The organism is Fusobacterium mortiferum ATCC 9817, from assembly GCF_000158195.2.
In the GTDB taxonomy this organism is placed as follows: Bacteria; Fusobacteriota; Fusobacteriia; order Fusobacteriales; family Fusobacteriaceae; genus Fusobacterium_A; species Fusobacterium_A mortiferum.
The window spans coordinates 1-10,628 of sequence record NZ_GL987992.1; the positions used below are offsets into that span (position 1 = coordinate 1).

Genomic DNA, 10,628 nt, shown 5'->3' on the forward strand with positions numbered 1-10,628 from the left:
CCGGTATTAGCATTCGTTTCCAAATGTTGTCCCAGACTGCAGGGCAAGTTCTTTACGCGTTACTCACCCGTCCGCCACCATCACCCGAAGGATCAAGTAGACTTGCATGTGTTAAGCATTCTGTCAGCGTTCATCCTGAGCCAGGATCAAACTCTTCGTTCAATCTATATAACTCAGTAAAATTTACTGATTGTTTTACACCAATTTATTGTTGTGTTTGCATTAATTGTCTTTCTCTATTCTGTTGCTAATGTCCTTTTATTATTAGTTGTTTGTCACGCTTTCTCGCGGACAAGGTATATATTACCACAAATAATATTTTTCGTCAATACTTTTTTTAAAAAATTTATAAAAATTTTAATTTTTATAAAAACTATAATTATTTTTGAATTTTTATTGTATTATTATCAATTTTTCTTTTGAAAGTATCTTATATTTCCCTTTTTCAAGCTTTTCTATTACTTTATCTTCAATAAACTTCTTTATTACTCTTGATAATGAAGGACGACTTACATTAAAATATTCTGCCAAATCTTTTATTGACCTATCAAAAATAAATACTCCATCTTTTTCATTTTTTAGTATATATTCAACTAATTTTTGATTTATTGTTTTATTACTTAGACTTTCCCATAAATTTTTCGATAAAAATTGAGCTTTATTACTTATTTCATCTAAAAATACTTTTAAAATTTCGCTATTCATTTTTAATAGTTCTATTACTTCATTTTTTTCTATAAATAAAATTTTTACCTGTGATTTAGCTACTAAATCTACAGGAAATTTATTTACATCTCCAAAAATAAATGCAGAAGCTATGATTTTTCCTCTCTCCAACTCTTCTATTTTTTTTACATTTCCATCATCTTTCAACATTTCAGCTACTAAAGTTCCTTGAAGATTAATATAAATACCTTTTATTTCATCTCCTCTAAAAGCTACATATTCATCTTTTTGGTAATTTAAAATTTTATAGTTACATTTTTCTATAATTTTATCAAATTCATTTTCTTCCAACCAAATAAATAAATCAGTATTTTTTATTGCTCTTCTTTCTTGCACTTTTATATTCTCCTTATTAAATATTTATGATATAATATTTTTTAATTATTATATCATTAGTTTTAGGAGTTTAAAATGAAAAAATTTATTATTATTTGTCCTGCTTGTAAGAAAAAAATGAAAATTTCTGATAAATCAGCAAAATATAAATGTCCTCATTGTGGAGAAATTTATAAATATAATTTCCCAAAACGAATTTTTTATAATACAAAAGATATATTTGATGGAATTAAACAAACTTTTTCTGATATAAAATTTAATATCAAGAAAAAATATTCTGATGCTAAAGCTACATATCAATATATGAGCCAACTTAAAAAGCATATGAAAAGCGATCCCAATTGGTCTCAATATAGAAAAGAACAGCAAAAAATGAAAGATGTTTCTCCTAAAAAATCTTTTAAAGATTTTTTTAAAAGAAAATAAGATATTATAAGGCTATTACAACATATTGTAACAGCCTTATTTTTAATTTTACCAATCTCTCTCATCAAAAGAAAGCTCTAATTTTCCTATTTTAGATTTTAGCTGTCTAAATTTTACCCCTGCTGAAGTTAACATTTTTTTAGAAGCTATATTTGATTCTGTCCCATCATATTTATCTGATAAATATACCAATTCTCTTATACCACTCTGAATTATAGCTTTACTACACTCATGACATGGAAATAGTGCAACATATATAGTGCAATTCTTTAAACTTTTAGTACTATTTAATATTGCATTTAACTCTGCGTGACATACAAAAGGATATTTTGTTTCTAAAAATTCTCCCTCTCTTTCCCACGGATACTCATCATCACTACATCCTATTGGAAGTCCATTATATCCAACTCCTACTATTTTCTTTTCTTCATTAACAATACAAGCTCCCACTTGAGTATTTGGGTCTTTACTTCTTTTTCCTGAAAGAAGTGCTACCCCCATAAAATATTCGTCCCATTCTATATAATCTTTTCTTTTCATCTTACCACCATTCCTATTTTTTATTTATATAATATCAATATTTTTAAACTTTTTCAAAATTTTATTTATCTAAAATATAAAAATTTGATAAAATATACTTAGGAGGTTGTTATATGAAAAAAATCATTTTACTTTTCTTAACTATTTATACTTTTAGCTTTTCAATTAGAGATTTTAATGGAATAAATTGGGGAGATAGTAAAGAAAATTTAAGTATTCTTTTTTCTAATTTAAAAAAGGAACCCTCAATTAATGAAAATGTGAATATATTCTCAGTTAAAAATCCTAAAGAAAATATAAAAAAATATGAATTTTATTTACAAAACAATGCTTTAAATAAAATAAGAGTAGTCTTTGATAAAGAAAGCATTGGTAAAAGAGAATTACAACAAATCTATAACCAACTTACTACTACTATAGGAGTTCCTGTTTTAAAATTACCTATATATAAAGAGATTGATAATTTAACACTAAAAGGAAATACTTTAAAATTTGTTCCTGATACTCAAACTCTTATTTATTTTACAGGGATTGATACAATTAATGAGTTAGGAAAAATGACGGATTCAAATCTTTATCTTGATTATATTCCTTCTCAAAATGAATATATTTTTTAAAAACAAGGAAATCCTTAAATTTTGTAGTAAAATAAATATATAACAGTCATTTAAGGAGGAAGATTTTTATGAAATTTGGTGCTATTGATGCTGGTGGTAAAAAATTTATTTGTGGAATAACAGATGAGCAGGGAAATACTCTTGAAAAGACTAGTTTTTTAACTGAAACTCCAGAAAAAACTATTCCTTTAGTTATTGATTTTTTTAGAAACAAGGATATTTCAGCTTTAGGTGTAGGCTGCTTTGGCCCTTTAGACTTAAATCCTAATTCTGATACATATGGATATATTACTTCTTCTCCTAAAACTGATTGGAAAAATTATAATATTTTAGGTAATTTAAAGTCAGCTTTTAATATTCCAATATTTTTAGATACTAATATGAACGTTGGAGTCTTAGGAGAAGCTATGTGGGGAGCTGGAAAAGGGTTAAAAAATACTATTTTTTTAACTATTGGAAACGGAATTGGTGGAGGAGCTATTGTTGAAGGAAAAATTGTTCATGGAATGCTTCACCCTGAAATGGGTCATATGTTTGTAAGTAGACACCCAAGAGATAAATTTGCTGGTACTTGTCCTTTTCATGGTGGAAACTGTTTAGAAGGTATGGCATCTGTTCCTGCTATTGAAAAACGTTGGGGAAAATCTTTGTCTTCTCTTCCAATTGAACATCCTGCATGGGATTTAGAAGCTTTTTATATTGCTCATGCACTTGTAAACTATATTTTAATTCTTTCACCTGAAAAAATTATACTTGGCGGAGAGGTTATGAAATATAAACAACTACTACCAATAGTGAAAAAAGCTGTTATTAAATTACTTAACGGTTATATACAAACAAATCAAATTTTTAGAGAAATTGATGACTATATAGTGCTTCCAGATTTAGGAGAAAACTCTGGTTTCTTTGGAGCTGCTGCTCTATGTATTAAAAATTTTAAATAATAAAAATTAATAAAAAACTCAAGAGGGATTCTTTTTAAATAAAGAAAACATTCTTGAGTTTTTATAATATTTAAATAAATAATCTATCTATTCATTGCCATCACAGGATCTTTTCTCACAAAATTTCTATACATATAAATTGAAATCATACAAGTTATAACTTCCACAGTAGGAAAAGCTAACCAAACTCCAGTAAGTCCATAAATCCTTCCTAAAATATAAGCCATTGGTAACAATAAAATTAGTTGCCTTAACATAGTTATTGTAAGAGAAGGAATCCCTTTCCCTATAGCTTGTAAGAAACATGAAAAGATAAAACAAATACTTCCAAAAGAGTAACTTGTTGAAATTATTCTAATTGTTCTTACTCCTATTGACATCATCTCATCAGTAGCATTAAAAAAATGTAATATTTCTTGTGGAAATAACCAAAATAACACACTTCCTAAAAAGTTAATAGCTACACAAATTATTATTGAATAGTTTAAAACATCTGACAATCTCTTTGAATTTTTAGCTCCATAACTATATCCCATAATTGGCATAGCTCCTTGTGTTACTCCACTAGTAGGCATATATATAAAAGTTTGAAGTTTAAAATATATTCCAAATAATGATACTGCCAAAGTAGATATTCCTGAAAGTATAAAGTTTATTCCCATTACTAAGAAAGATCCTATCGACATTATGAAAAAAGAAGGTATTCCTACACTATATATCTCTCTTATAATTTTATTATTCCATACAAAATCTTTTCTCTCTATTTTTATCTCTTGTTTCATAAAAAATAAAACATAAATAGAACATAGTAGTGCTGTCATTTGACCTATTATAGTAGCAATTGCAGCTCCCTTTACTCCCATAGCTGGAATACCAAAATATCCATATATTAAAATAGGATCTAATATTATATTGGTAACAGCTCCAATTATTTGTAAAAACATTGGGGCTAATGTATTTCCTGTTGCTTGCAGTATTTTTTCGATAGCAATTTGAGCTATTGTTCCTATACTTAAAAACGTCACTATATATGTATAGTCTATTCCCATTTTTAAAATATTACTTTCTTTTGTAAATAAGAGAAAAAATGGTTTGATAAATATAACTCCCAATAAAACCAAAATTAAATAATGTATTACTGATAAAGTCAATCCACTTGCTGCTGTTTTATTCGCCGTTTCTAAATCTTTTTCTCCAAGCTTTCTAGCAATATACGAATTAACTCCAACACCTGAACCCACAGCAATAGCAAGAATTAAATTCTGAATAGGAAAAGCTAAGGATACTGCAGTTAATGCTTCTGTTCCTAATTTCGCAACAAAAATAGAATCAACTATGTTATATAGAGAGTTTATAAGCATAGATATAGTTGGTGGTATAGACATTGATAATAATAGCGGCAGCATTTTATGGGTTCCCATTTTATTCTCTTGTTTTGACATATTTACCTCCTAAAATAAAAAAACACTTTTTACTGTTTTAATATATAAACTGAAAACAATAAAAAGCGTTTTTATTAAATTTTATATCTTTTATAATATCATACTCCTATAAAATATTCAATAATTTTATACAACTTTTTAGACTTCTTTTTTTAAATTTTTTTTACAGTTTTTTATATTTTTTGATATAATATAATTATAAAATTTTGAAAGTGAGGAGTTTTTATGCAATATAAAAGTAAAGATATAGCTAAAGTGTCTGTTGAAATGGCTATGAGTAGTAGAGAGGAAGAACAGGAGTTAAAAGATAAATATTCAAAAAAAGGAATAAAAACAGCTGCTGTAGATATTGGTGGAAATGTAGTAGAATCTATTCCTAAAATATTAGAGAGAACATTAGTAGCTGCAAAAAGAAATGGACTGATTTCTGAATCACATGTATATGAAGGAGCTGTAACAGGAGCTACTAGAGAAGCTATTGATCAAATTTTAGATAAATCTGTTGGTTTTAATGTAGGAGGAAAAATAGGTATAGCTAGATGCCAAGAACACTTATCTGTATGTATATTTTTAACTATTGGTATGTTTAGACTTGATGAAGTAGTTATTGGACTTGGGCACAGAGCTGTTCCTAATGAATAAATTTTATATTGACATTTAAAAAAATTTTATATATAATCAAATAAAATAAATGTAGAATAGTAGTATAGTAGTAGGAATAAAAAAATTTTGTAGGATTGTAGGATAGTAGGAAAATAAAATAAAAAAATAGTTGTAGGAATTTCTTCCTATACTTTTTCGTATATTTTGTTAATTACCTTTTTACAATTCTTGTAAAAAGGTTTTTTTATTTCCTCAAAAGGAGGAATTATGAAACAAATAGTAGGACAGGAAACAAAAAAATTCTTTGGAGTAATAGTATTTTTAATACTTAGTCTTTTAAGTTATGCCAATGAAAAAACTTTTGAAATTGGTATTTCACAATTTGCAGAACACCCAGCACTTGATGCTGTAAGAAAAGGATTTGAAGATGAATTAAAAGAGCTTGGAGTTAAAGTTAATATTGATTATAAAAATTCTCAAGGGGATACTGGAACTACTGGAATGATAGCTCAAAAATTTGTTGCAGATAAAAAAGACCTTATTTTTGCAATAGCCACTCCATCAGCTCAAGCAGCTAAACAAGCTACTGATGATATTCCAATTCTATTTAGTGCTGTTACAGACCCAGTAAGTGCTCAACTTGTAAATTCTAATGAAAAGGTTGGAGGTAATATAACAGGAACTTCAGATGCTGCCCCTATTGAAAAACAATTAGCACTTTTTAAAGAACTTAATCCAAAAGTAAAGAAAGTTGCTATTATTTACAATACAAGTGAAGCAAATTCAGAAGTTCAAATAAATACTGCTAAAAAAGTTAGTAAAAAATTAGATATCGAAATTATCCCAGTAGGTGTCAATAATATTAATGATATTCCTCAGGCAGTTAATTCTGTTATAAGAAAAGTTGATGGTTTTTATACTATTACAGATAATATAGTTGCTTCAGCTATAAACTTAATCTCAAAAGCTGCTATAAAAAACAAAAAAATAACTATTGGAGCTGAAGAAGCTCATGTCCAAGGTGGAGTATTAATGACAGATGGTCTTAGTTACTATGAACTTGGAAGACAAACAGGGGCTATGGCTAAAAAAATTTTAGTAGATAAAGTTGCTGTTCAAGATATTCCAGTTGAGATTTCTAAAAATACTAAAAAAGTTGTAAATAAAAATACATTAAATAAATTAAAATTTTCAGAAAATTCAGAAGCTTTTTCTGGAGCTACATTTATAGAATAGAAAGGAGAAAAAATGGGAGCATTACTATCTATATCACTAGAACAAGGACTTGTATTTGCAGTTCTTGCAATAGGTGTATTCATAACATATAAAATACTCGATTTTCCTGATTTATCAGTAGAAGGAACATTTCCATTTGGGGCATTTATATTTTCTAAATTTATGTTACTAGGACTAGACCCAATAAGTAGTACTTTGCTATCTTTTATCTTTGGTTCATTAGCTGGTATTTTAACTTATGCATTACATATAAAAATGAAAATAGCTCCAATATTAGCAGGAATACTTACTATGACTATTCTTTACTCTGTCAACTTAAGAGTAAATGGAAAAGCTAATATTCCTCTATATAATTACTCTTCTATTTTTGATTATGGAAATATAATTTTGATTTTGATAGTAATCGTTCTTTTAATTAAATTTCTAATGGATATGTTTCTAAAAACAGAAAGAGGATATCTATTAATTGCTACTGGAGATAATGAAACTCTTGTTAAATCCCTAGGTGTTAACTGTAATACTTACAAATTATTAGGACTTATGTTATCAAATGGAATTGTTGCTGTAAGTGGGGCTCTTATGGGACAATTACAAGGATTTGCTGATATAAATATGGGAGCTTCTATAATTGTTTCAGCTCTTGCTTCTATTATAATAGGAGATACTTTTTTAAAAAATTCAAAAAAACTAAATGGAACAACTAGAGCTATTTTAGGAGCTATTTCTTATAAAATTATAGGTGGATTAGCATTAGAAATAGGACTTGCTCCTACAGATTTAAAGGCTATCAGTGCTATTATTGTAATTCTATTTATTGGTTATAATAATCTCTCTATTTTAGAATTTATAAAAAAAGGAGGAAAAAAAGATGCTACAAATAAAAAATTTATCCAAGAGTTTTAATATTGGGACAGAGAATGAAACAACTATATTTGAAAATTTTAATTTTACAGTTAAGGATAGTGAATTTGTAGCTGTCTTAGGTTCAAATGGATGTGGAAAATCTACTCTTTTTAATCTGATAAGTGGTTCACTAGAAAATGATGGTGGCTCTATTCTTTTAGATGGAATAGATATCAGCAATCTAAAAGAAGAAAAAAGAGCTTTTGGAATTAGTAAAATACATCAAGACCCTTCTAAAGGAGTTTCTCCTTCACTTACAATTTTAGAGAATATCTCTTTAGCTAGCAAAAAATGTGAGAAATTCTCTCTTAAAAGATTGATACAAAAAAATAAGATATCTGACTTTATAACTTTATTAAAAGAAGTTGATTTAGGACTAGAAAATAAACTAGATACTCAGGTCAAATTTCTTTCTGGAGGACAAAGACAAGCTCTCTCTCTTATTATGGCAACATTGAAAAAACCTAAACTTTTACTTTTAGATGAGCATACTTCTGCCCTAGACCCTAAAACTTCTAAAGTTATTATGGAAAAAACTAAACAATTAATAAATAAACAAAGAATTACTGCTTTGATGGTATCTCATAACCTAAGAGATGCTATAAAATATGCTGATAGAATTGTTATGCTAGATAAAGGAAAAATTATTTTAGATATTCCAAGTAAAAATATAACGGAGGAAGAATTAAGTAAAATCTATACTCAAAAAATGAATAATTCTCCTATATCAATTGCCATCTAAATATTGTTAATTTAAATTTGACAAAAATATTTTATAAGTGTATGATTTATCTAAGGAATTAAAATATTAAGTAGGAGGAAATTTAAATGGCAAATTGTAGTACTTGTCCTTCAAATGGTACATGTTCTAAGGACAAAGAAAGTTGTGGAATTGTTAACAATCCATTAAATCATATAAAAAATGTAATTGGAATTATGAGTGGTAAGGGAGGAGTTGGAAAATCAACTGTTACTACTTTACTTGCAAAAGATTTAGCAAAAAGAGGATATAAAGTTGGTATATTAGATGCCGATATCACTGGACCTAGTATTCCTAGACTTATGGGAGTAACTGGACAAATGGCTATGGGAGATGGAACAAATATTGTCCCTGTAACTTCAAAAGAAGGAATAAAAATTATCTCTTTAAACTTATTACTTCAAGATGAAAGCCAACCAGTAGTATGGAGAGGTTCGCTTATTAGTAGTGCAGTAAAACAATTCTGGGAAGAAGTATTATGGGAAGACCTCGATTATCTTCTTATAGATATGCCTCCAGGAACAGGAGATGTAGCTCTTACTGTTATGCAATCTACACCTATAAATGGAATTGTAATGGTATCTGTACCTCAAGATATGGTTTCTATGATAGTTGCTAAAGCTGTAAATATGACTAAGAAATTAGATGTTCCTGTATTAGGAGTAGTTGAAAATATGAGTTATATTATATGCCCTGGTTGTGAAACTAAAATCAGTTTCCACGAAGAGTCTGGAGCTCATGATTTCTTAAAAGAGATGGGATTACCTCTTCTTGGAGAATTACCTATGACTAAAGGTTTTGCTAGAATGACTAGAGGAGAAGAATCTGCTGATTCATCAGCAATGTTTACTCCTATAACTGATAAAATTTTAACTGAAATTTCTAAATTATAATTTTTATTAAAATATTTATAAACTAAAATAAAAAAAGAAAGTTTTTTTATAGTATATTTTTACTACTCTAAAAACTTTCTTTTTTATTATAATTAATAAAACTTACTATCTTAAAGTATATTTATAAGGATTAAAAGCCACCTGAACTAGCTTAAAATTTTGTATTCCAAAAGGTATCCCTATAATTGTACAACATTGAGTTATTCCTATCAATATATGGGATATTGCTAACCATATCCCAGCAAATATTATCCATAAAAAAGCACTAATTGGTCTTGCTGGTTCTCCAAAATTGCTCTTTAACTGTACCTTTTTTCCAAACGGTGTAAGACAAGAAGTTGCCATCTCAAAACATCCTCTTGCAAAAGGTATTGTAATTATAAATATAATACAAAGTATTCCTGCTATTACCCATTCTAATGCTAAAACTAATCCACCCAAAAAAAGCCAAATAATATTTAATAATGTATTCATTTTATTCTCCTTTTTAAATATAAAATTGTCTTTAAATATTATAACATCCTATGTAAAATATTATATTACTTTTATATGTAAAAAAAGACATACATAAGTATGTCTTAATAAACTAAATGGCGGGAGTGACGAGGGTCGAACTCGCGACCTCATGCGTGACAGGCATGCGCTCTAACCAACTGAGCTACACCCCCATTATGGTGGTCTCAACAGGACTTGAACCTGTGACCCCCTGCTTGTAAGGCAGGTGCTCTCCCAACTGAGCTATGAGACCTTTTCAAGTGGTGCCCAAAGGCGGAATCGAACCACCGACACGGGGATTTTCAGTCCCCTGCTCTACCGACTGAGCTATCTGGGCATATTTTATGGCGGAAGACCAGAGATTCGAACTCTGAAGCCTTACGGCGCCGGTTTTCAAGACCGGTTCCTTACCAATTAGGATAGCCTTCCAGCCTTAGAAACACTTATTTAAATAATGGTACCCCGTAGGGGAATCGAACCCCTGTTTCCAGAGTGAAAATCTGATGTCCTTACCACTGAACGAACGGGGCAGTGGTGGATCCAGCTGGAGTCGAACCAGCGACCACTCGGTTATGAGCCGAGTGCTCTGACCAACTGAGCTATGGATCCAATTTTTTATGGCGTGTCTGAAGAGATTCGAACTCCTGACCCACGCCTTAGAAGGGCGTTGCTCTATCCAGCTGAGCTACAGACACATAAATGGTGCG

At 28.9% G+C, this 10,628-nt stretch carries 12 protein-coding genes, 7 tRNA genes and 1 rRNA gene; 8 read left to right on the forward strand and 12 right to left on the reverse strand.

Annotation, left to right across the window (positions count from 1 at the left end):
* Together FMAG_RS07925 and FMAG_RS07930 are read right to left on the reverse strand one after the other, a co-directional pair.
* Positions 1-162 (reverse strand): 16S ribosomal RNA (locus FMAG_RS07925); the annotation flags it as partial.
* Between the two features lie 231 nt (positions 163-393).
* Positions 394-1,062 carry a Crp/Fnr family transcriptional regulator gene (locus tag FMAG_RS07930; RefSeq protein ID WP_005885731.1) on the reverse strand — a complete coding sequence of 223 codons (669 nt, stop codon included), beginning with the start codon at positions 1,060-1,062 and terminating at the stop codon, positions 394-396.
* A 75-nt stretch (positions 1,063-1,137) separates the two neighbouring features.
* On the opposite strand from FMAG_RS07930, the gene FMAG_RS07935 reads away from it, so the two are divergent.
* The gene (locus FMAG_RS07935; protein ID WP_005885733.1) at positions 1,138-1,488 is read left to right on the forward strand and encodes a hypothetical protein; all 351 of its coding nucleotides are present in this window, start codon (positions 1,138-1,140) and stop codon (positions 1,486-1,488) included.
* Between the two features lie 48 nt (positions 1,489-1,536).
* On the opposite strand, the gene FMAG_RS07940 is transcribed toward FMAG_RS07935, so the two are convergent.
* Complete coding sequence (locus tag FMAG_RS07940) at positions 1,537-2,028, reverse strand: deoxycytidylate deaminase (RefSeq protein ID WP_005885735.1); 492 nt, start codon at positions 2,026-2,028, stop codon at positions 1,537-1,539.
* Between the two features lie 113 nt (positions 2,029-2,141).
* Between FMAG_RS07940 and FMAG_RS07945 the strand changes: the two genes are divergently transcribed.
* Together FMAG_RS07945 and FMAG_RS07950 are read left to right on the forward strand one after the other, a co-directional pair.
* Entirely contained in the window at positions 2,142-2,645 is a 504-nt protein-coding gene (locus tag FMAG_RS07945) for a hypothetical protein (RefSeq protein ID WP_005885737.1), read from the forward strand.
* A 68-nt stretch (positions 2,646-2,713) separates the two neighbouring features.
* Positions 2,714-3,589 carry an ROK family protein gene (locus tag FMAG_RS07950; RefSeq protein ID WP_005885739.1) on the forward strand — a complete coding sequence of 292 codons (876 nt, stop codon included), beginning with the start codon at positions 2,714-2,716 and terminating at the stop codon, positions 3,587-3,589.
* Positions 3,590-3,672: 83 nt separating this feature from the next.
* Here FMAG_RS07950 and FMAG_RS07955 read toward each other — a convergent pair whose 3' ends face one another.
* Positions 3,673-5,031, reverse strand: coding sequence for an MATE family efflux transporter (locus tag FMAG_RS07955; protein WP_005885741.1), 1,359 nt, complete (start codon positions 5,029-5,031; stop codon positions 3,673-3,675).
* 225 nt (positions 5,032-5,256) lie between these two features.
* Between FMAG_RS07955 and FMAG_RS07960 the strand changes: the two genes are divergently transcribed.
* The 5 genes from FMAG_RS07960 to FMAG_RS07980 all read left to right on the forward strand — a co-directional run bounded on the left by FMAG_RS07960 (position 5,257) and on the right by FMAG_RS07980 (position 9,426).
* Complete coding sequence (locus FMAG_RS07960; RefSeq protein WP_005885743.1) at positions 5,257-5,673, forward strand: HutP family protein; 417 nt, start codon at positions 5,257-5,259, stop codon at positions 5,671-5,673.
* Positions 5,674-5,901: 228 nt separating this feature from the next.
* Positions 5,902-6,870, forward strand: a complete 969-nt coding sequence (locus tag FMAG_RS07965) for an ABC transporter substrate-binding protein (protein ID WP_005885746.1) — start codon at positions 5,902-5,904, stop codon at positions 6,868-6,870.
* 12 nt (positions 6,871-6,882) lie between these two features.
* Entirely contained in the window at positions 6,883-7,773 is an 891-nt protein-coding gene (locus tag FMAG_RS07970) for an ABC transporter permease (protein ID WP_005885747.1), read from the forward strand.
* Positions 7,739-8,515: an ABC transporter ATP-binding protein gene (locus tag FMAG_RS07975; protein WP_005885749.1), complete on the forward strand. Its 777-nt coding sequence runs from the start codon at positions 7,739-7,741 to the stop codon at positions 8,513-8,515. Before FMAG_RS07970 ends, FMAG_RS07975 begins: the two co-directional genes overlap by 35 nt.
* Positions 8,516-8,601: 86 nt before the next feature.
* Complete coding sequence (locus FMAG_RS07980) at positions 8,602-9,426, forward strand: Mrp/NBP35 family ATP-binding protein (RefSeq protein ID WP_005885751.1); 825 nt, start codon at positions 8,602-8,604, stop codon at positions 9,424-9,426.
* 105 nt (positions 9,427-9,531) lie between these two features.
* Here FMAG_RS07980 and FMAG_RS07985 read toward each other — a convergent pair whose 3' ends face one another.
* The 8 genes from FMAG_RS07985 to FMAG_RS08020 form a co-directional block, all read right to left on the reverse strand.
* Complete coding sequence (locus tag FMAG_RS07985; RefSeq protein ID WP_005885753.1) at positions 9,532-9,900, reverse strand: YccF domain-containing protein; 369 nt, start codon at positions 9,898-9,900, stop codon at positions 9,532-9,534.
* 117 nt (positions 9,901-10,017) lie between these two features.
* Positions 10,018-10,094: transfer RNA gene (locus tag FMAG_RS07990), tRNA-Asp, on the reverse strand.
* 4 nt (positions 10,095-10,098) lie between these two features.
* Positions 10,099-10,174: transfer RNA gene (locus FMAG_RS07995), tRNA-Val, on the reverse strand.
* Between the two features lie 8 nt (positions 10,175-10,182).
* Positions 10,183-10,258: transfer RNA gene (locus tag FMAG_RS08000), tRNA-Phe, on the reverse strand.
* A gap of 8 nt (positions 10,259-10,266) precedes the next feature.
* Positions 10,267-10,350: transfer RNA gene (locus tag FMAG_RS08005), tRNA-Ser, on the reverse strand.
* Positions 10,351-10,376: 26 nt separating this feature from the next.
* Positions 10,377-10,451, reverse strand: a tRNA-Glu gene (locus FMAG_RS08010).
* A gap of 2 nt (positions 10,452-10,453) precedes the next feature.
* A tRNA-Ile gene (locus tag FMAG_RS08015) sits at positions 10,454-10,530 on the reverse strand.
* A gap of 9 nt (positions 10,531-10,539) precedes the next feature.
* A tRNA-Arg gene (locus tag FMAG_RS08020) sits at positions 10,540-10,616 on the reverse strand.
* Positions 10,617-10,628: the final 12 nt, after the last annotated feature.

What these genes read in the sequence shown, in the direction of transcription:
- FMAG_RS07935 (WP_005885733.1), top strand. Translation starts at nt 1,138, where the DNA reads ATGAAAAAATTTATTATTATTTGTCCTGCTTGTAAGAAAAAAATGAAA.
- FMAG_RS07940 (WP_005885735.1), bottom strand. Translation starts at nt 2,028, where the DNA reads ATGAAAAGAAAAGATTATATAGAATGGGACGAATATTTTATGGGGGTA.
- FMAG_RS07945 (WP_005885737.1), top strand. Translation starts at nt 2,142, where the DNA reads ATGAAAAAAATCATTTTACTTTTCTTAACTATTTATACTTTTAGCTTT.
- FMAG_RS07950 (WP_005885739.1), top strand. Translation starts at nt 2,714, where the DNA reads ATGAAATTTGGTGCTATTGATGCTGGTGGTAAAAAATTTATTTGTGGA.
- FMAG_RS07955 (WP_005885741.1), bottom strand. Translation starts at nt 5,031, where the DNA reads ATGTCAAAACAAGAGAATAAAATGGGAACCCATAAAATGCTGCCGCTA.
- FMAG_RS07960 (WP_005885743.1), top strand. Translation starts at nt 5,257, where the DNA reads ATGCAATATAAAAGTAAAGATATAGCTAAAGTGTCTGTTGAAATGGCT.
- FMAG_RS07965 (WP_005885746.1), top strand. Translation starts at nt 5,902, where the DNA reads ATGAAACAAATAGTAGGACAGGAAACAAAAAAATTCTTTGGAGTAATA.
- FMAG_RS07970 (WP_005885747.1), top strand. Translation starts at nt 6,883, where the DNA reads ATGGGAGCATTACTATCTATATCACTAGAACAAGGACTTGTATTTGCA.
- FMAG_RS07975 (WP_005885749.1), top strand. Translation starts at nt 7,739, where the DNA reads ATGCTACAAATAAAAAATTTATCCAAGAGTTTTAATATTGGGACAGAG.
- FMAG_RS07980 (WP_005885751.1), top strand. Translation starts at nt 8,602, where the DNA reads ATGGCAAATTGTAGTACTTGTCCTTCAAATGGTACATGTTCTAAGGAC.
- FMAG_RS07985 (WP_005885753.1), bottom strand. Translation starts at nt 9,900, where the DNA reads ATGAATACATTATTAAATATTATTTGGCTTTTTTTGGGTGGATTAGTT.